23 protein-coding genes are annotated in these 18,436 nt (G+C 71.8%); 16 read left to right on the top strand and 7 right to left on the bottom strand.

All coding sequences use genetic code 11. The features are described from left to right. Positions 1-19: 19 nt before the first annotated feature. The 6 genes from BLT97_RS31555 to BLT97_RS31530 form a co-directional block, all read right to left on the bottom strand. A complete protein-coding gene (locus BLT97_RS31555) occupies positions 20-1,447 on the bottom strand; it encodes a sensor histidine kinase (protein ID WP_093616369.1) in 1,428 nt (475 codons plus the stop codon). After that, on the bottom strand, positions 1,444-2,172 hold the full coding sequence (locus BLT97_RS31550) for a response regulator transcription factor (protein ID WP_093616367.1): 729 nt from the start codon (positions 2,170-2,172) through the stop codon (positions 1,444-1,446). Before BLT97_RS31550 ends, BLT97_RS31555 begins: the two co-directional genes overlap by 4 nt. A gap of 58 nt (positions 2,173-2,230) precedes the next feature. Then, entirely contained in the window at positions 2,231-2,467 is a 237-nt protein-coding gene (locus BLT97_RS31545) for a hypothetical protein (protein WP_093616365.1), read from the bottom strand. Positions 2,468-2,539: 72 nt separating this feature from the next. Beyond that, a complete protein-coding gene (locus BLT97_RS31540; RefSeq protein WP_093616363.1) occupies positions 2,540-3,733 on the bottom strand; it encodes a S1C family serine protease in 1,194 nt (397 codons plus the stop codon). Between the two features lie 116 nt (positions 3,734-3,849). Then, on the bottom strand, positions 3,850-4,875 hold the full coding sequence (locus BLT97_RS31535) for a LacI family DNA-binding transcriptional regulator (RefSeq protein WP_093616361.1): 1,026 nt from the start codon (positions 4,873-4,875) through the stop codon (positions 3,850-3,852). A gap of 24 nt (positions 4,876-4,899) precedes the next feature. After that, positions 4,900-5,700, bottom strand: coding sequence for a response regulator transcription factor (locus BLT97_RS31530; protein ID WP_093616359.1), 801 nt, complete (start codon positions 5,698-5,700; stop codon positions 4,900-4,902). Between the two features lie 238 nt (positions 5,701-5,938). On the opposite strand from BLT97_RS31530, the gene BLT97_RS31525 reads away from it, so the two are divergent. The 8 genes from BLT97_RS31525 (at position 5,939) to BLT97_RS31490 (ending at position 11,752) form a co-directional block, all read left to right on the top strand. Then, positions 5,939-6,763: an alpha/beta hydrolase gene (locus tag BLT97_RS31525; RefSeq protein WP_093616357.1), complete on the top strand. Its 825-nt coding sequence runs from the start codon at positions 5,939-5,941 to the stop codon at positions 6,761-6,763. Positions 6,764-6,906: 143 nt separating this feature from the next. Beyond that, complete coding sequence (locus BLT97_RS31520) at positions 6,907-7,161, top strand: MoaD/ThiS family protein (protein WP_093616355.1); 255 nt, start codon at positions 6,907-6,909, stop codon at positions 7,159-7,161. Between the two features lie 10 nt (positions 7,162-7,171). Further along, the gene (locus BLT97_RS31515; protein ID WP_093616353.1) at positions 7,172-8,662 is read left to right on the top strand and encodes a hypothetical protein; all 1,491 of its coding nucleotides are present in this window, start codon (positions 7,172-7,174) and stop codon (positions 8,660-8,662) included. Between the two features lie 176 nt (positions 8,663-8,838). Next, positions 8,839-9,579 (top strand): LmeA family phospholipid-binding protein, encoded by a 741-nt coding sequence (locus BLT97_RS31510; RefSeq protein ID WP_093616351.1) that lies wholly within the window; start codon positions 8,839-8,841, stop codon positions 9,577-9,579. 308 nt (positions 9,580-9,887) lie between these two features. After that, complete coding sequence (locus tag BLT97_RS39015; protein WP_342742799.1) at positions 9,888-10,001, top strand: putative leader peptide; 114 nt, start codon at positions 9,888-9,890, stop codon at positions 9,999-10,001. Positions 10,002-10,161: 160 nt separating this feature from the next. Further along, positions 10,162-11,001 (top strand): sulfurtransferase, encoded by an 840-nt coding sequence (locus tag BLT97_RS31500; RefSeq protein ID WP_093616349.1) that lies wholly within the window; start codon positions 10,162-10,164, stop codon positions 10,999-11,001. A 31-nt stretch (positions 11,002-11,032) separates the two neighbouring features. Next, positions 11,033-11,320 (top strand): DUF1416 domain-containing protein, encoded by a 288-nt coding sequence (locus BLT97_RS31495; protein WP_054232391.1) that lies wholly within the window; start codon positions 11,033-11,035, stop codon positions 11,318-11,320. 168 nt (positions 11,321-11,488) lie between these two features. Then, entirely contained in the window at positions 11,489-11,752 is a 264-nt protein-coding gene (locus BLT97_RS31490; RefSeq protein WP_093616347.1) for a DUF3099 domain-containing protein, read from the top strand. A 42-nt stretch (positions 11,753-11,794) separates the two neighbouring features. On the opposite strand, the gene BLT97_RS31485 is transcribed toward BLT97_RS31490, so the two are convergent. After that, positions 11,795-12,223: an SRPBCC family protein gene (locus BLT97_RS31485; protein WP_093616345.1), complete on the bottom strand. Its 429-nt coding sequence runs from the start codon at positions 12,221-12,223 to the stop codon at positions 11,795-11,797. Positions 12,224-12,517: 294 nt separating this feature from the next. On the opposite strand from BLT97_RS31485, the gene BLT97_RS31480 reads away from it, so the two are divergent. The 8 genes from BLT97_RS31480 to ygfZ all read left to right on the top strand — a co-directional run bounded on the left by BLT97_RS31480 (position 12,518) and on the right by ygfZ (position 18,433). Further along, on the top strand, positions 12,518-13,393 hold the full coding sequence (locus BLT97_RS31480) for a hypothetical protein (protein ID WP_342742798.1): 876 nt from the start codon (positions 12,518-12,520) through the stop codon (positions 13,391-13,393). Then, entirely contained in the window at positions 13,390-14,178 is a 789-nt protein-coding gene (locus BLT97_RS31475) for a hypothetical protein (RefSeq protein WP_093616343.1), read from the top strand. Before BLT97_RS31480 ends, BLT97_RS31475 begins: the two co-directional genes overlap by 4 nt. Beyond that, on the top strand, positions 14,175-15,056 hold the full coding sequence (locus tag BLT97_RS31470; protein ID WP_093616341.1) for a hypothetical protein: 882 nt from the start codon (positions 14,175-14,177) through the stop codon (positions 15,054-15,056). Before BLT97_RS31475 ends, BLT97_RS31470 begins: the two co-directional genes overlap by 4 nt. A gap of 260 nt (positions 15,057-15,316) precedes the next feature. After that, complete coding sequence (locus tag BLT97_RS31460) at positions 15,317-15,889, top strand: heme-binding beta-barrel domain-containing protein (protein WP_093616339.1); 573 nt, start codon at positions 15,317-15,319, stop codon at positions 15,887-15,889. Between the two features lie 118 nt (positions 15,890-16,007). Next, complete coding sequence (locus tag BLT97_RS31455; protein ID WP_218137340.1) at positions 16,008-16,454, top strand: MarR family winged helix-turn-helix transcriptional regulator; 447 nt, start codon at positions 16,008-16,010, stop codon at positions 16,452-16,454. Next, positions 16,451-16,816, top strand: coding sequence for a hypothetical protein (locus tag BLT97_RS31450; RefSeq protein ID WP_218137339.1), 366 nt, complete (start codon positions 16,451-16,453; stop codon positions 16,814-16,816). The genes BLT97_RS31455 and BLT97_RS31450 overlap by 4 nt, the downstream gene beginning before the upstream one ends. Before the next feature lie 155 nt (positions 16,817-16,971). Continuing rightward, positions 16,972-17,433, top strand: a complete 462-nt coding sequence (locus BLT97_RS31445) for a Fur family transcriptional regulator (RefSeq protein WP_093616337.1) — start codon at positions 16,972-16,974, stop codon at positions 17,431-17,433. A 34-nt stretch (positions 17,434-17,467) separates the two neighbouring features. Further along, on the top strand, positions 17,468-18,433 hold the full coding sequence (gene ygfZ / locus BLT97_RS31440; RefSeq protein WP_093616477.1) for a CAF17-like 4Fe-4S cluster assembly/insertion protein YgfZ: 966 nt from the start codon (positions 17,468-17,470) through the stop codon (positions 18,431-18,433). The last annotated feature ends 3 nt before the right edge of the window (positions 18,434-18,436 follow it).

Below are 18,436 nucleotides of genomic sequence, written 5' to 3'. Positions count from 1 at the left end.
GCCCGTACAAGACGCTTGTTTAAATCGACCCGCTGTCGGGCCCCTGCGTACCGGGTGGAGGCGTCGGTGCGCCGGGCAGCTTCACCACGGCCACCGTGCCGCCGCCCTCGGCCGCCTCCAGGGCGACCGAGCCGCCGCTCTGCTGCACCGTGCGCGCCACGATCGACAGGCCCAGGCCCGAGCCGGGCAGCTGGCGGGCACTCGGTGAGCGCCAGAACCGGTCGAAGACATACGGGAGTTCGTCGGCCGGTACGCCGGGGCCGTGGTCGCGCACGCGGAGGGTGCCGCGGTCGAGGGTGACCTCGACGGTGCCGCCGGGCGGGCTGAACTTCACGGCGTTGTCGAGCACGTTGACCAGCGCCCGCTCCAGGGCCGCGGCATCGGCGCGCACGTACCAGGGGGCGAGCTCCGCGCTGATCGTCAGCTCCGGGCCGCGCAGCCGGGCCCGGTCGACCGCGGTCTGCGCGACCTGGTGGAACCCGACGACCTCGACCTTCGCGGCCTGCGTGGAATCGGGCCGCGACAGCTCCTGCAAGTCGCCGATCAGCGCGGCGAGTTCGGTCATCTGCGCCTTGACGCTGGCGAGCAGCGCCTTGCGGTCCTCGGGCGGGATCGCCCGGCCCGTCTCCTCGCTGCGGGCGAGCAGTTCGATGTTCGTACGGAGGGAGGTCAGCGGCGTCCGCAGCTCGTGCCCCGCATCGGCGATGAGCTGCGCCTGGCGCTCCTGCGAGGACTCCAGGGCGGCGGTCATGGCGTTGAAGGACCGCGAGAGCCGCGCGATCTCGTCGTCGCCCTCGGCGGGGATGCGGACGGTGAGGTCTTCGGTGCGGGCTACGTGTTCGACGGTGTCGGTGAGTTGGTCCACGGGGCGGAGTCCGGTGCGGGCGACCCACATGCCGGCGGCTCCGGCGCCGAGGACGCCCACTGCGGCCACCACGGTGAGGACCAGCGTGAGCTTGCTGAGGGCGTCCGTGGCCTCGCTGAGCGGGCGTGCCACGGTGATGGCGCCCGAGTAGCCCTGGATGGGGTAGGTGTACGCCCGGTACTCGACGCCGTTGTCCGCCTTGACGTTGTGCAGAATGCCGCTCGACTCACCCTTGGCGACGGCCACGTCCGAGTCGTTCACCGCGACGGCGTGCTGCCCGAAGACGACACAGCTGCCGCCCTGGGAGTCCACCAGCTGGATTGTCTGGTCGAACAGATCGGGTCCGCCGATGACCCGGGCCTTCAGGCACTGTCCGTCCGGCGTGACAAGCCCGGCCGCCTCGCGGGGCGTCATGCGGTTGTTCTGGAGGGCGTCGTCGAGCGAGTCCACCAGCGCGTCGCGTACGAAGAGCCAGCAGACCACCGCGCAGGCGGTCACCGCGAACGCCACCGCGGCGGAGACGAGGATCGCGATCCGCGACCGCAGGGGCAGCCGCCGGGCGCGCTCGACCAGAGCGTTCACTCCGCCCCACCCGACCGCAACACATACCCCACACCCCGCACCGTATGAACCAGCCGCGGCTCACCCCCCGCCTCCGTCTTCCTTCGGAGGTACATGACGTAGACGTCCAGGGAGTTGGAGGAGGGCTCGAAGTCGAAGCCCCAGACCGACTTCAGGATCTGCTCGCGCGTGAGCACCTGGCGCGGGTGGGCCAGAAACATCTCCAGGAGTGTGAACTCCGTGCGCGTGAGCTCCACGGCGCGCGACCCCCGTACGACCTCCCGCGTCGCGAGGTTCATCCGCAGGTCCGCGAACGACAGCACGTCGTCGTCGACCTGGTCCGCCGCCACGGCGGCCGCGTACGAGCTGCGGCGCAGCAACGCGCGGATCCGGGCGAAGAGTTCGTCCAGTTCGAAGGGCTTGACCAGGTAGTCGTCCGCGCCCGCGTCGAGGCCCGTGACCCGGTCGCCCACCGTGTCGCGGGCCGTGAGCATCAGGATCGGCGTCGTCGCGCCGGACGCGCGCAGGCGGCGCGCGGCCGTCAGGCCGTCCATGCGGGGCATCTGGATGTCGAGGACCACGAGGTCGGGGGCGCAGGCGGCCGCCTTCTCCAGGGCCTCGGCCCCGTCGGCGGCCACCTCGGTGGCGTATCCCTCGAACGCGAGGCTGCGCTGGAGCGCCTCGCGCACGGCGGGTTCGTCGTCGACGATCAGGATGCGCTGCTGTTCGCCTTCGGCGGGACTCATCGGTCTTCGTGTCCTCGTTGGTCAGGGCTGATGGGAGGCTCGGCGGCCGGTGCCGCTCTCAGCCTCGCACGGTGTGCGCGCTCGTGCGGCGGGCTCGGCCGCGGCGGGCGGCCGTGGCCGGTTCGGCGGCCACTTCGGGGGCCCGCTGCCCGGGGTCCCGGCCGTCGGCCGGCGGGTGCAGCGCGCCGGCCAGGGCGAGCGGTCCTGCCACGCCCGAGGGGCGGCCCCAGCCGAGGGCTTCGGCGAGCGTGTGGCGGATGCGGTTCACGGTCACGGTCACGGTGGGCAGGGACATGGGGTCCTCCCTCGCGGTGGGCGCCGTGACGTGCGCCGTCACGGCGAGGGGTGCGGTGCCGGGGCGGCGGGGTCAGGTCATCGAGCCGCCGCGCAGCTTCGCCAGGTCGTCCTTGACGTCGTTGATCGGGATGGCGAAGCCCAGGCCCACGCTGCCGGAGTTCGACCCGGCCGAGGAACTCGGGGAGTACATCGCGGAGTTGATGCCGATGATCTCGCCGTTCATGTCGATCAGGGCGCCGCCGGAGTTGCCCGGGTTGAGCGAGGCGTCGGTCTGCAGGGCCTTGTACGTGGTCGTGTCCGAGCCGGTGTCGCCGTTGAACTGCTGTCCGCCGAACTCGAAGGGCCACTGCCCGTCGCCCTGCTGCCCCGGCGCCTGCCGCTCGTCGGTGGAGACGGTCACGTCGCGGTCGAGCGCGGAGATGATGCCGCTGGTGACCGTGCCGGTCAGGCCCTCGGGGGAGCCGATCGCGACGACCTGGTCGCCGACGCCGACCTTGTCGGAGTCGCCGAGCGTGGCGGCCTTGAGACCGGAGGCGTCCTTCAGCTTCAGGAGCGCGAGGTCCTTCTTGCTGTCGGTGCCGACGACCTCGGCCGTGTAGGTCTTGCCGTCGTTCGTCTGCACCTGGACCTGGCTCGCGCCCGCGATCACGTGGTTGTTGGTGATGATCTCGCCGTCGGAGGTGATGATCACGCCCGAGCCGGTGGACGTACCGCTGCCGGTGTTCGCCTTGATCTCGACGATGCTGTCGCTGACCGCGTTGGCCACACCGGCGACGGTGCCCTTGCTGCCGGCGGATGCGTTCGTGCCGTTGATGCCGGTGGTCGCTGTGGTGTCGTTGCCGAAGAGTTCCTGGGCGGCGTACGCGGTGCCGCCGCCGACGGCCGCGGCGACCAGGGCGACGGCGGCGAGCACGGCCACCGGGCCGCGGGCGCGCTTCCTCGGGGCGGGCGCCGGGTGCGCGGCGGGCTCGTGGCCGAAGGCCGCCCAGCCGTTGCCGTTGGCGGGAGTACCGCCGTCACCGCCGCTACCGCCGCCGGCCGGCTCGGACGCGGGCCAGACGGTGGTGCCGGGCGAGACGGAGACCGGCGCCACGGGAGGCTGGGCGGGAGGCGGCGGGTACGCGCCGTACGCCGGGGGCGGCGTGCCGTACGCCGTGTCGGGGGAGGGCTGCGAGGACTGCCCGTACGCGGGCTGCCCGTGCGAAGGCTGCGGGGAGGGCTGCTGCTCGGGGTGGTTGCCGCTCTGGCGGTAGCTCTCGGTCATGTCTCAGAGCTTCGCCGCGGATCATGAGAGCTTCCTGAGGCCGTGCTGAGAAGCCCGGCAGAACCCCGTATGCCCCAAATAAAGACGGCCGGGCCTACGGCTGAAGACGGCCGCGCCTACGACCCGCAGCCGCAGGACCGCCGTACGACGAGCCGCGCCGGGAACTGCCGCAGCCGCTCGCGCCGCGAGCCCGCCACGCGCAGGGCGTCGTCGAGGACGAGGTCCACCGCCGCGCGGGCCATCGCCGGGCGGTCCGAGGCGACCGTGGTCAGCGGCGGGTCCGTGAGGCCGGCCTCCTTGACGTCGTCGAAGCCGGCGACGGCCAGCTCGCCGGGGACGTCGATGCGCAGCTCGCGCGCCGCGCGCAGCACGCCGATCGCCTGGTCGTCGGTGGCGCACACCAGCGCCGGCGGCCGGTCGGGCCCGGCGAGCAGCGACAGGGCGACCTGGTAGGCGTCGTAGCGGTTGTACGGGGCCTGGAACAGGCGGCCCTCGGTGGAGATGCCCGCCTCCTGCATCGCCCGGCGCCAGCCCTCGACGTGGTCGGTGACCGGGTCGCCGACGACCGGGGTGCCCTCGGTGCCGCCGAGGCAGGCCACGTACGGGTGGCCGTGCTCGAGGAGGTGGCGGGTGGCGAGCTGGGCGCCGCCCACGTCGTCCGTGACGACCGCGACGTCGTCGAGCGCCTCGGGCCTGCGGTGCAGCAGCACCAGACGGGCGTCCCACGCCTCGATCTCGGCGGCCGCGTGCTCGCTCGGGCCCTGGCTGACCAGGATCAGGCCGGAGACCCGCATCCCGAGGAAGGCCCGCAGGTAGTGCACCTCGCGCTCGTCGAGGTAGTCGGAGTTCCCGACGAGGACCATCTTTCCGCGCTCGGCGGCGGCCTGTTCGACCGCGTGCGCCATCTCCGCGAAGAAGGGCTGGCGCGCGTCCGGCACGATCATGCCTATGAGGTCGGTGCGCCGCGACGCCATCGCCTGCGCCACCCGGTCCGGGCGGTAACCCAGCTCCTTGATGGCGGCGAGTACCCGCTCGCGCGTGGCCGGGGCGACCGGCCGGGGTCCGTTGTTGATGACATAGCTGACGACGGCGGTGGAAGTCCCCGCCAGTCGCGCCACATCGTCCCGCGTCACCTTGGCCACGCGCGGCAGTCTACGCGGGAAGAGTCACCTGGTGGCAGGTCGAATGACAGCTTCCGTACGCCCGCCGGAAGGGCTTTCGCCCCCTTCGGACCCCTTGTCCCCGGCGGCCTGTGCCGTGCCGGCCGGGTCCGAGGGGCGTTCCGCCTTGTCGGCCTTCTCCGGCGTAACAAAGCGATAACCGACGTTCCGGACCGTGCCGATCAGCGCCTCGTGCTCGGGCCCGAGCTTCGCCCGCAGCCGTCGTACGTGGACGTCGACCGTGCGCGTACCGCCGAAGTAGTCGTAGCCCCAGACCTCCTGGAGCAGCTGGGCGCGCGTGAACACGCGGCCCGGGTGCTGGGCCAGGTACTTCAGGAGCTCGAACTCCTTGAAGGTCAGGTCGAGCACGCGGCCCTTGAGCTTCGCGCTGTACGTGGCCTCGTCCACCGACAGATCGCCGTTGCGGATCTCCATCGGGGAGTCGTCGCCGGTCAGGCTCTGCTTGCCCATCGCGAGCCGGATCCGGGCCTCGACCTCGGCCGGGCCCGCGGTGTCGAGCAGCACGTCGTCGATGCCCCAGTCCGCGGTGACGGCCGCCAGGCCGCCCTCCGTCACGACGAGGATCAGCGGGCAGCCGGGCCCGGTGGAGCGCAGCAGCTGGCACAGGCTGCGCACCTGCGGAAGGTCGCGGCGGCCGTCGATCAGGATCACGTCGGCACCCGGGGTGTCGACGAGGGCCGGGCCCTCGGCGGGGGCCACGCGCACGTTGTGGAGCAGCAGTCCGAGGGCGGGCAGCACCTCCGTCGACGGCTGGAGGGCATTGGTGAGAAGCAGCAGAGAACTCATCGCCGCCCTCCTGCCCCGGTCTCGGTCGCAAGATGGTGATGCTCGGTTCGCTCGCCCATAACGTCTGGTTCCTCCTCGGTCCCTGCGAGGACGTTTACGGCACTGCTGGCACTGCTGGTACCGCTCGGTCTTTCCCGTGGTGCTGCCCGCGGGTCACGCGCCCATGAACCCTGCAGAAAAGCACAAAAGGACCCGGGGGCTGCGCTGCCCGGATCCTCTGGCAAGGAGAATAGCCCACATGAGTTCACCTCCGGCAGGCCGAACGGCGCGATCTTCTGTGCTACCGATCACGCGCGGGAGGCGCCGCACCACGCTGCGTGCGGCCGACGGAGTCGCGATCGAGGCCGCGTACGAGCCCTGTGTGCAGGGCGCCGAGGCCTCCGGGGGCCTGGCGTTCGTGGTCGCGCACGGCTTCACGGGCGATCTCCTCAAGCCGCACGTACGCCGGGCCGCCGGGGTCTTCGCCCAGGTCGCGGGCGTGATCACCTTCTCCTTCCGCGGACACGGCCGGTCCGGCGGGCGCTCCACGGTCGGCGACCTCGAAGTGCTCGACCTCGCCGCGGCCGTCGCGTGGGCCCGCTCCCTCGGCTACACCCGCGTGGTCACCGTCGGCTTCTCGATGGGCGGTTCGGTGGTGCTGCGCCAGGCCGCGGAGCACAGGGGGCGCACGGAAGCGCGCCCCGACGCGGTGGTGGCCGTCAGCGCCCCGGCCCGCTGGTACTACCGCGGTACGCCCTCGATGCGGCGCCTGCACTGGCTGATCACGCGGCGCACGGGCCGGGTGGTGGGCCGCCACGTCCTGCGCACCCGTATCCACCACAAGGACTGGGACCCGGTCCCGCGCTCGCCGGTCGAGTCGGTCCCGCTGATCGAGTCCCCCTTGCTGGTGGTCCACGGGGACCGGGACCCGTACTTCCCGCTGGACCACCCCCGGATGCTGGCCTCGGCGGCTCCCGGCGTGGAGCTGTGGGTGGAGCCCGGGATGGGGCACGCGGAACATGCGGCCGGGGACGAGCTCCTGGGCCGGATCGGGGAGTGGGCCACGCGCGCGGCCGGCTCCTAGCCGGTGGGCTGCGCGGCACCGGGCCGGTGGTCCGCCCGGCCCGTTCCCCGGGTACGCCCGGCCGTGACAAGAACCGCACCCGGCCCCGAACACCCCCGCCCACCCCGCATCATGGATGCGAACCACACGAAGGAGGGGCCCACATGGCACAGGGCACGATCCGGTACTGGGCCGCCGCCAAATCCGCCGCCGGCCTCGCAGAGGAGCCCTACGACGCCGAGACGCTGGCCGAAGCGCTGGACGCGGCCCGGGTGCGACACCCCGGCGAACTCGTCCGCGTCCTGCAGCGATGCTCGTTCCTCATCGACGGCGATCCCGTCGGCACCCGCGGACATGAGACCGTACGCCTTGCCGAGGGCGGCACGGTCGAGGTGCTCCCGCCGTTCGCAGGAGGGTGACCCGCACACGATGAGCGACCAGCACAGTCAGGAGCACGGCGGGTCCGGCCCGTACGACCCGTACCGGCAGCAGCAGCCCGAGCCGCAGTGGCCGACGGGCGCGGGCGGCCAGGACGACGGGCCGCACACCCAGCGCTGGCAGGGCCGCACCTGGGAGACCCAGTCGCACCCGCACACCCCCGCCGCGGCCGCGGACACGGCGTACCTGCCGCCCCAGCACGCGGCGGAGTCCCCGCAGCAGTCCTACGGCGGCCCGCAGCCCGGTCACGCCGCCCCGCAGCAGACGTACGGCGGCCCGCTCCCGCCGGAGGCCCCGGCCACACCCGACCCGTATACGGGCCAGGATCCGTACGGGCACCAGCAGGCGTACGCGGCTCAGCAGCCGTACCCGCAGCAGTCGTACGGGGATCAGCAGTCGTACGCGGATCAGCCCTCGTACGGCGATCAGCCCTCGTACCAGGCGGCGACGCAGGAGCCGTACCCGCAGCAGTCCGCCGCCGACCCCTATCCGCACCAGCAGTCCGCCGCCGACCCCTATCCGCACCAGCAGTCCGCCGCCGCCCCGTACCCCTACGAGGAGCGCGCCGCCGACGCCTACGCGTACAGCGCGGCCCAGGCAGCCGCGGCCGCACCGGAGGCGGGTCAGGCGCAGGTCCATGCGCAGGCGCCCGCCGAGCCGGCGCCCGCCGCGGCCCCCGAGGGCGCCCCCGCCTACGGGCCCGCCACCGTCGTCGGCAATACGCGGATCACCGACGCCCAGCGCGCCCGCGCCGAGGGCCGTTCGCCGATCATCGCGCCCGGCATCCAGCCCGCCGGGATCACCGCCGCGCTCGGTCTGCTGCTCGCGGGCGGCGCGGCCCTCGGCGACTACGCGCTGCTCGTTCCACTGCTCGCGCTCCAGGGGCTGACCGCGGCCGGCTGGTTCCGCCTGAACGGGATGTGGCCCGCGCGCCAGGGCATCGCCCTCGCCTTCGCGGGCGCGCTCACCGCGGACATCGTGCTGCTCGCGGCCGGCCGCGAGCACGCGCCCGCCGCGATCATCGGCACGCTCGGCGTCTGGGTGCTGCTCACGCTGGTGATCCAGCTGCGCTCGCGCGCCGACGCGGACGACCGGATGCAGGGACTGATGGCCACGGTGGCCTCGGCGGCCCTCGCGATCATCGCGGCCGGCTTCCTCGGGGCGTCCGCCGACGCCGCGACGGTGGGCGCGCTCGCCGTCGCGGTCGCCACCCTCGCGCGGGCGCTGCCGCTCCCGGCGGCCGGGTCCGTCGTGGTCTCGCTGCTCGCGGCGGCCGGCGCGGGTGTCGCGGCCGGTGCGATGACCGGCCTCGGTTCGGGCGGTGCGCTGCTCGGGTTCGGCGCCGGGGTCTGCGCGCTGGTCGGGCTCCGGGTGGCCAGCTACGACTACCCGTCGCGGTTCGTGCACATGACGGCGGGCGTCGCCCTGCCGCTCGCGGCGGCCGCGCCCGCGGTGTACCTGCTCGGGCGGGTCATCGGCTGAGGCGCCCGGCCATCTTCCCGGCCTTCTTCCCGTACGGCGCCGGGGTGCTGTTCCACGAGGAACGCACCCCGGCGCCGTCGTTCGTCACAGCTCCTCGACAAGATCCGGAAGCCCCGCCGTCCGCACAAACGCGCGAGTTAGGCTCCCGGGAACGACACCGAAGCGAGGGCCCCACCGTGCGCGGACTGCGAATACTCCTGATCATCGCCGTGATCCTGGGCGGACTCTTCGTCGCGGCCGACCGCATCGCCGTGGGCATCGCCGAGGACGAGGCGGCGGAGCAGCTGCGCACCAGTGAGAACCTCGCCGAGAAGCCGGACGTGTCCATCAACGGCTTCCCCTTCCTGACCCAGCTCGCCGGGGGTGAGCTGGACGACGTGTCGATCGGCATCGACGACTACGACGCCCCTGCCGACGGTGTGCAGGGCGGCAAGATCCGTATCGCCGAACTCGACGCCACCATGCGCGGCGTCGCCTTCTCCGACGGCTACAGCTCGGCCACCGCCGACAGCGCCGAGGGCACCGCACTCGTCGCGTACGACGAGCTCCTCAAGGCCGCGAAGGTGGAGGACGCGCAGGTCGCGCCCGGGATGACCGCGAAGGTCGTGGGTCTGTCGCAGGGCCAGGGCGGCAAGATCAAGGTCGCCATCCAGGTCACCGCCTTCGGCAAGCAGCTGCCGCCCATCGGTCTGACCAGCACGGTCACCGTGGAGGAGGGCAACACGGTGTACGTGCACGCCGACGCGATCCCGAAGGTCGGCGGCATCGCGGTCGCAGACCGCAAGATGCGCGAGATCTCCGACTTCAAGCAGAAGATCGACGGGCTGCCCGCGGGCATCGACCTCAAGTCGGTCCAGGCGGCGGAGAAGGGCGTGGAGATCGCGGTCACCGGCTCGCAGGTGAAGCTGGTCGGCTGACCTGACCTGGGCGGTTGGTTCGGCGGCCCGGCATTGTCAGTGGGCGCCGATAGCCTTGAGGGGCTGGTGCGGCCCCCGGGCGGGAGGGGTCTGTCCGGCGTACTCCCGCCCAGCCACGCTGTGGACCCGCCCCGTCCCGTTCTACGAGACACCGACGTCCACGCCACGACTGTGACGGGCGCGACACCGCCCTCCCGGGCCCGTGGAAGCTGGTCCGACGCCACTCGAATCCCAAAGTCCGGACGATCGCGTATCAGCATACGGACGACCGGTGACACGGCGACCGATACGTCCCTACGATCGGGCCCATGAAGCAACAGGCATGGGGCCTCCCCAGCTCGAAGAGCGAGGGGACGGATCTCACGAAGCGGCGGGCAGTGGACCTGTGCCGCGTCGCCGCCATGCTCTGTCGCACCGTCTGAGCGGGCATCCAGGCCTCCCCGGTCGCCAACTCCCGCTTTCACCGGACCTCTTGAGCCCATCGGCTCGGGGTCACCCTGTGCCCGTGCGCTACGCACCCGTACCCGTACGTCCGCACACCCCGACGCATCCCTGCCGCAACTGCCCCGGAGGAGACAGCACATGAGCCGCACCGACGTCCTGGTGGACGCCGACTGGGTCGAGGCCAACCTCGACAACCCGAAGGTCGTCATCGTCGAGGTCGACGAGGACGCCTCGGCGTACGACAAGAACCACATCAAGAACGCCATCAAGATCGACTGGCAGCAGGACCTCCAGGACCCGGTCCGCCGCGACTTCATCGACCAGGCCGGCTTCGAGAAGCTGCTGTCCGAGCGCGGTATCGCCAACGACGACACGGTCGTCCTCTACGGCGGCAACAACAACTGGTTCGCCTCCTACGCCTACTGGTACTTCAAGCTCTACGGCCACCAGGACGTCAAGCTCCTCGACGGTGGCCGCAAGAAGTGGGAGCTGGACTCGCGCGACCTCGTCACCGAGATCACCCCGCGCCCGGCCACCGAGTACAAGGCCAAGGCCCAGAACACCGCGATCCGCGCCTTCCGCGACGACGTCGTGAACGCGATCGGCAACCAGAACCTGGTCGACGTGCGCTCGCCCGACGAGTTCAGCGGCAAGCTGCTCGCCCCGGCGCACCTGCCGCAGGAGCAGTCGCAGCGCCCCGGCCACGTGCCCTCGGCCCGCAACATCCCGTGGTCGAAGAACGCCAACGACGACGGCACCTTCAAGTCGGACGAGGAGCTGAAGAAGCTCTACGCCGACGAGCAGGTGGACCTCGCCAAGGACACCATCGCGTACTGCCGCATCGGCGAGCGCTCGGCCCTGACCTGGTTCGTGCTGCACGAGCTGCTCGGTGTCGAGAACGTCAAGAACTACGACGGCTCCTGGACCGAGTACGGCTCCCTGGTCGGCGTGCCGATCGAGCTCGGCGCCGGCAAGTAAGCAACCGCCCCTTTTCCTCTAGGAGTTCAGCATGTGCGGAGCGAAGGCCGGCGGCCCGGACGCCTCGACGATCAAGCCCGGTGAGACCACCATCCAGGGCCAGGTGACCCGCGACGGCGAGCCCGTCACCGGTTACGTGCGCCTGCTCGACTCGACCGGTGAGTTCACCGCCGAGGTGCCCACCTCGGCGACGGGCCAGTTCCGGTTCTACGCGGCCGAGGGCACGTGGACCGTACGGGCCCTGGTGCCCGGCGGCACCGCGGACCGCACGGTCGTCGCGCAGACCGGCGGTCTCGCCGAGGTCGCCATCGCGGTGTAGCCACCGCACGGGCAGCGTGCCGGCTGCCCACCGGAAACGGCCGGAGGGCCGCACCCCTGGGGGTTGGACGCCATACCAGGAACTGGGTGCGGTCCTCCGGCTTCTGCGTGCGGGCCGCCGGCTTCCGCGTGCCGTTCCGGGCCCTCGCGACGGGGCTACGCTGGAGATATGTACGCGCGAAGGCGGCACGTCTACTTCGCCATGATGGGGCTCTGTCTGGGCCTGTTCGTGCTGGCGTGGGCCGTCGTCCGGCTGTGGTCCGTCCCGGTGGCCGTCGGCATGTGCGTGGTGGCCATGGTGATCCCGCCCGTGGCCGCGATCGTCGCCAACCGGCGGGGACCCGAGGACCGTTGGTGGGACGACCCTTCGGGCGACCCGCAGTCCGACACCTGGTGGGACGAGCTGGACGGCAAGCGCAGGCCTCCTTCGTAGCGCGGCGGACACGCTGCGCGGCGGGCACGCCACGTACCGCGCTCAGGCCTCGCAGTGTGCCGCCAGGCCTGCGAGCAGCATCTCGCTGCCCTCGCGCGCCTGGTCGTGGGCCTCCTTCGTGGCGGTGGTCTGGGAGAGCGTCACCTTCGTGTGCGCACCCTGTTCGGTGAAGGTGAGCTCCATGACCTCGGACTCGCCGCCCGGCACGTCCATCGCGACCACGATGTGCTCGCGCTCGACGACCTCGCGGAACTCGCCGCTCAGCGGGAACTGCCCCCCGTCCGGCATCCCGAGCGTGGCCTTCCATGGACCGCCGGGACGCAGATCGATCTCGACGGTGCCCTCCACGGCCCCGAACCAGGACGGCCACTCGGCCGGCGTCGTGTAGGCCTGCCACACGCGGGACACGGGGGCGGCGATCTCGCGGGACACGGAGTAGGAGTAGCCGGTGGTGTGCTGCTGCTCGCTCATGGTCGTATGCCTCTCTCGTCAGGTGGTGCATCGGTGCGGCTCCAACTGGGCGCCGCGTTCGAGGTGTTGACGTGCCGGGGCGGGAAAAGTCATCGGCGCCCACCGGTCCGAGGTCCGGTTGGCCAGCTGTGTACCGGTGACGGGCGGTGCGATGTGTTCTGCGGCGAGATGGTTCCGCGCAGGTCAGAGGGTGTCCGAACCGTTATCGGCGGCCGTGCAACTCCCCGTGTTTCCCGGGGGTCTTCTGGGCGCGTCGATACGGAATCGGCGCGTCCCAGGAACCCAGGGGGGATCGTGGAACCAGCAGCACCGCCCGTGCCGCCGGACGCAGGGGAGGCGTCCGGCCCCTTCGCAGGGTCGGCGTCCGGGCCCTTCGCCGGGGAGGCGCTCGGCCCCTTCGCAGGCGAGCCGCCCGCACCCGATGAGCCCGCCGCGCCGCCGCGGCCCAAGCGCCGTCGCGGGCGCACGACTGCGCTGATCCTCGCCGCCGCGGTCCTCGGCGTCACGGGCGGCGGGGCGTACGGGTACACGGTCCAGGCGGACCGTGAGCCGACGCCGTTGCCGGCGCTGTCGCAGCACGGTCTCGTGTATCCGGACAAGCCGTCGAAGGCGGCGAAGGACGCGGCCGGGCGGCACAAGACGGACGGGGATCTGCGCAAGCTCCTCGTGCCGCGGCCGAAGGGTGCGCGCACCCCGGGCGCGGCCGACGTCGGTGGCGCGCTGCCGGACTCCGGCTGGCTGTCGCCGCGCGACTACGTCCTCAACTACGACGACCCGGACTGGATGGTCGAGTACCTCAACGGTCTGGGCATCCGCCGCGTCGCCTCCGCGTCCTGGATGCAGGGCGCCCACCGTGTCACCAGCGTCGACCTCGTGCAGTTCCGGGCCGACGGCCAGCGGGGCGCGGTCGAGCACGCGGTCGAGCAGCTGTCGTACATGCCCGAGACGAAGGCGGGGGCGGGCAACCCGGGCCACGCGTTCAAGGGCAGCGTCGAGGGGCGCTACTTCGTCTACCCGGTCGAGAACAAGCCGGGCTATCTCCCCTTCTACCGAGCGCGGGCGATCGCCTACCGCGGTGACGTGATGGTCGATGTGCACATCTCCGACACGAAGCCGATCAGCAAGAACGACATCCGCTCGATCGTGGAGAAGCAGGTGGGCCGGCTGTGAACGAGGTACCCGAGACGCTGACCGCGGGGCCCGAGCGGCCCGAGCGCGGATCCGGGCGCGGACGCAGGATCGTGGCCCTCGTTCTGCCGGCCGTGGTGGTCCTCGGAGCCGTCGGCGGCGCCGCCTTCCACGTCAGGTCGACGGTGGACCGGGCCGATACGACGGTGACCACCCGGCACTGGGGCACCCACAAGTCCGGCAAGGACCCGGCGGCCGACGCCCACCGCGGCCGGCACGACACCGAGCTCTCCAAGCTCCTGCTGCCGGTGCCCGTGGGCTACCGGCTCGGCCCGGACATCGACGAGAACGGCAACGACAGCTCCCTGACGGGCAAGCAGGCCACGGCCCGCCTGAAGGCCGCGGGCCGTGGCCTCACCGGCCAGCAGCGCCGGCAGTTCAACCAGCGGGTCGAGAAGTTCGGGGTGGAGGGGGTCGCCGGGCGTTCCTACGTCGAGGAGCAGGCCGGCATGGTCGTGGAGACCACGCTCACCAAGGCGAAGGACAGCAAGGCGCTGCGTCAGCTCCAGTCCTTCATGACCGATCTGCTCAAGGTCCTCCCCGGATCCAAGAAGGGCCCGAAGGTGGAGGGGCACCCGGGCGTCCGGTGCACGCTCGTCCCCGGGGACAAGGACGAGCCGGTCGACGACCTCTTCTGCTCCGCGCAGGTCAAGGGCGTCTACGTGAGCTTCTACGCGTACGGCCCGAAGCCCATGAGCACCACCGAGGCGGCCCGCCTCCTGAAGAAGCAGCTCGACCACATCGATGCGCCGGGGGAGTACGTATGACCGACCAGCAGCTGCCTCCGGCCGCTCCGGCACCGCAGCCGGAGATCCCCGCGCAGTGGGGCGGGGTCACCCAGGTCGAGGCCGAGGGGCCGGCCACCTGGGTGCAGCCACCGCCGCCCAAGCCCTCGCTCAAGGACCGGCATGTGCTGCGGGCCGTCGCCCGCTGGACCCTGGCCGTGCTGGTGTTCGGCGGGGCAGGCGCCGGCACCGCGTACGGCATCACGTCCATGGAGCGGACAGACGTGCCGGGCCTCGCGACCCAGGCGGACGGGCGCTGGGATTACCCGGCCCTGAAGCTGCCCGCACTCCCCGAGGGCAAGCCCCGCCCCTTCGGCGAGGCGAACCCCGGCGAGATCCACCACGCGGCCCTGACCGACCTGATGCTGGACGCGCCCAAGGGGGCGAAGGACGACACGGGTCCGAAGGCCGTCACGGGCAAGGAGTTCGCCGGGCTGTACGCGAAGGACAGCCGCGGCGAGGTGGCGAACGGGCTGCGCGACTACGGCATCCGCGAGATCGTCTCCCGCTCCTGGACCGCTCCCGACGGCACGCAGAGCCGGATCTATCTGGTCCGTTTCCCCTCGGTCGGGTACGCGGACGGCTTCCTGGACGAGATCCTCTCGCCCGCCGGGGACGCGGGCCGGGAGATCGAGGGCGTCGGGGCGACGGTGGTCGACGAGAAGTGGGAGAACCCCCGTGAGGACATCGAGACCCAGCTGTACATGTACGACTCGGCCCCCGAAGACAAGGGGGACGACCGGGTCGCCTACCTGGCCTCCGGCGACACCATCGGTGTGATCGTCCAGACCCGCAAGGGCGGCGCCGAGCGGGTCCCCTTCCACCAGACCGTGGTCCTGCAGACCCAGCTCCTGGACTGAGGCGGGCCCGACCGGACCCACCTCACAGCGACCCCCGGGCCCCGGCCGACTAAGCTGGGGCCCGGCCGTTTACCTGCCCCACCGCTCATCGAGGAGCACCGAAGTGCTTGAGGCATTCTTCTCAGCCCTGCTCGTCCTGGTCTGCGTCGGCGTTCTCGCCTTCGCCGGACTGACCGTGAAGAAGCTGTACCAGGGTCAGCGCTGACCTTCGTACGCCGCCGTCCGCCGCGTACCCCCCTACGCCGTACTGAGAGCAAGTCATGATCGAGATCCCGTCCGACCTGAACCCCTCCCTCGTGCCCCTCGCCTTCCTGCTCGGCAACTGGGCGGGTGCGGGCGTCTCGGACTTCCCCGGTGCCGAGAAGTGCAACTTCGGGCAGGAGGTCACCTTCAGCCACGACGGGCGTGACTTCCTCGAGTACCACTCGCGTACGTGGGTCCTGGACGCCGAGGGCAACAAGGTCAAGCCGCTCGAGACCGAGTCCGGCTTCTGGCGGATCGACGCCGAGCGCAAGGTCGAGGTCGTGATGGTCCGCGACGACGGTGTCGTCGAGGTCTGGTACGGCGAGCTGGCCGACAAGAAGCCGCAGATCGACCTGGCCACGGACGCCGTCGCGCGCACCGCCGCCTCGGGCCCGTACAGCGGCGGCAAGCGCCTGTACGGCTACGTCAAGGGCGACCTGATGTGGGTGGGCGAGAAGCAGACCCCCGAGGTCCCGCTGCGCCCGTACATGTCGGCCCAGCTGAAGAAGGTCGTGACCCCGGAGGAGGTCGCCGAGATGGCGCGCAACCTCCCGGACATGCCGGATGACGGCATCGCGTTCTTCAAGTAGGCCGCGCCTCCGCCGAGCCGCAGGGCTTCTGAGCCTCGCAAGGGCGGCACCCGTTCCCGGGTGCCGCCCTTCTGCATGCGCTTGGCAATTTTAGTACGGATCCGTATAGTCCATAAACGTGAATACCGAATCCGTAGAATCAAGGCTGGAGCCCGGCGGGGAGAGCCTGCTGGCGCTTCAGCGCGCCACCCACGCGACCCTGCACGTGCTCACCACGGAGCTCGCCGCCCTCAAGCTCACGCCCTCCGAGATCAACGCGCTCGCCAACCTCGCCGACGGCCGGCCGCGCACGGTCAGCGAGCTCGGCGCCGCGATCGGGTCCAAGCCGACCACGACGACGGGTGTGCTCGACCGGCTGGAGAAGCGCGGCCATCTGACCCGCGCGCTCAAGCCGGGCGACCGCCGCTCCGTGCGGATCGAGCTCACCGAGCAGGGGCGGGCCGCCGCGGCCACGGTGCGCGAGGCCTTCGCGGAACTGGAGGCGCGGGCGCTCGCGGCGGTGCGGCCCGAGGATGTGGCCGGCTACCGGGCCGTGCTCGCCGCACTCGGGGAGGCCGCGCGATGACCGGGGCCGAGGCCTTCGAGGGGAAGGTGGCCGGGACCTTCGACGGGCTCATGGCCGAAGTCATGGCCGACGCGTCCCGGTTCGGGCACCGTCAGCATGTCCATCTGACCTGGCTCGCGGTCCGCCGGCACGGCACGGAGGCGGCGATACGGCTGGTCAGTGACGGAATCCGGCGGACGGCCCGGTACGCCGGTGCCCCGCAGAAGTACCACGCGACGGTCAGCCGCGCCTGGGTCGAGCTGGTCGGGCATCACGCAGACGAGACCGACGAGTTCGACGAACTCCTCGTACGGCGGCCGGAGTTGCTCGACAAGCGGCTGCTGGTCCGGTACTACACCTCGGCCGCGCTCGCCGCCCCGTAGGCCCGCACCGGCTGGGTGGCACCGGACCGGGCACCCTTCCCGTTCCCCTCCGCCGCCTGAACGGACCGGCTCCCGTCCGCCTGAACGACCGGCCCCCGTCCGCCTGAACGCACAGCCCCCGCACCGCACACCCCCGCCCACCTACACTGGGCCCTGTGGTGAGCACCGACTGGAAGAGCGACCTCAGGCAGCGCGGCTACCGGCTGACGCCGCAGCGTCAGCTTGTCCTCGAGGCGGTGGACACCCTCGAGCACGCGACCCCCGACGACATCCTCGCGGAGGTCCGCAGGACGGCCTCGGGCGTGAACATCTCCACGGTCTACCGCACGCTGGAGCTCCTGGAGGAGCTCGGTCTGGTCAGCCACGCCCACCTCGGCCACGGCGCCCCGACGTACCACCTCGCGGACCGCCACCACCATCTGCACCTGGTCTGCCGCGACTGCACGAACGTGATCGAGGCCGACGTGTCGGTGGCCGCCGACTTCACGGCGAAGCTCAAGGCCGAGTTCGGGTTCGACACCGACATGAAGCACTTCGCGATCTTCGGCCGCTGCAAGGACTGCACGGCACAAGCGGGCCAGGCCGCGGAGGCAGCCTCCCGGGGCCCCGGGGAATAAGCCCGGCCGTCGCCTCGTCGTAGATTGGGTGACCATGAAGAGCCCTTTGCTGTCCCTGCCCGGCGCCGTCCCCGCCGAGGGCGCCGACGAAGGTGTCGCCGCGCACTACGGCGAGCTGTACCGGGAGCAGCGCGCCCTCGCAGACGGCAGCGGGGTCGTCGACCTCTCGCACCGCGGCGTCCTGACCGTCACCGGCGACGACCGCCTGAGCTGGCTGCACCTGCTGCTCACCCAGCACGTGGAACAGCTGCCCCCGCACCAGGCCACCGAGGCGCTGATCCTCTCGGCCAACGGCCACATCGAGCACCACCTCTCGCTCGTGGACGACGGCACGACCACGTGGGCGTACTTCGAGGCCGGCACGGGCGAGGCGCTGCTCGCGTACCTGGAGTCGATGAAGTTCTTCTACCGGGTCGAAGTGGCCGACCGCACCGAGGAGTTCGCGGTCGTGCATCTTCCGGCCGGTTCGATCGCGCCGGTGCCGGAGGGCGTCGTCGCCCGTGAGACCGCGTACGGCCGCGATCTCTTCCTGCCGCGCGACCAGCTGGAGTCGTACGTGGCCGAGCACGGCCCGGCGGTCGGCATCCTCGCGTACGAGGCGCTGCGCGTGGAGGCCCACCGGCCGCGGCTCGGCTTCGAGACCGACCACCGCACCATCCCGCACGAGCTGGGCTGGATCGGCAGCGCGGTCCATCTCCAGAAGGGCTGCTACCGCGGCCAGGAGACGGTCGCCCGCGTGCAGAACCTGGGCAAGCCCCCGCGCCGCCTGGTCTTCCTGCACCTGGACGGCAGCGAGGTCCACCTGCCCGGCCACGGCACGGAGGTCAGGCTGGCCTCCGACGGCCCCGAGGGCCGCAAGATCGGCTTCGTGACCACCTCGGCCCGCCACCACGAGCTGGGCCCGATCGCGCTCGCGCTGGTCAAGCGGAACGTTCCGGTGGACGCCCAGCTCCTGGTGGGGACGACGGCGGCGGCTCAGGAAGTCGTCGTAGAGCCGTAAGCA

It is taken from the genome of Streptomyces indicus (assembly GCF_900100315.1).
GTDB classification, from domain to species: domain Bacteria; phylum Actinomycetota; class Actinomycetes; order Streptomycetales; family Streptomycetaceae; genus Streptomyces; species Streptomyces indicus.
Note: the sequence above shows the minus strand (reverse complement) of the source record. Positions and strands in the feature narration are given on the sequence as shown.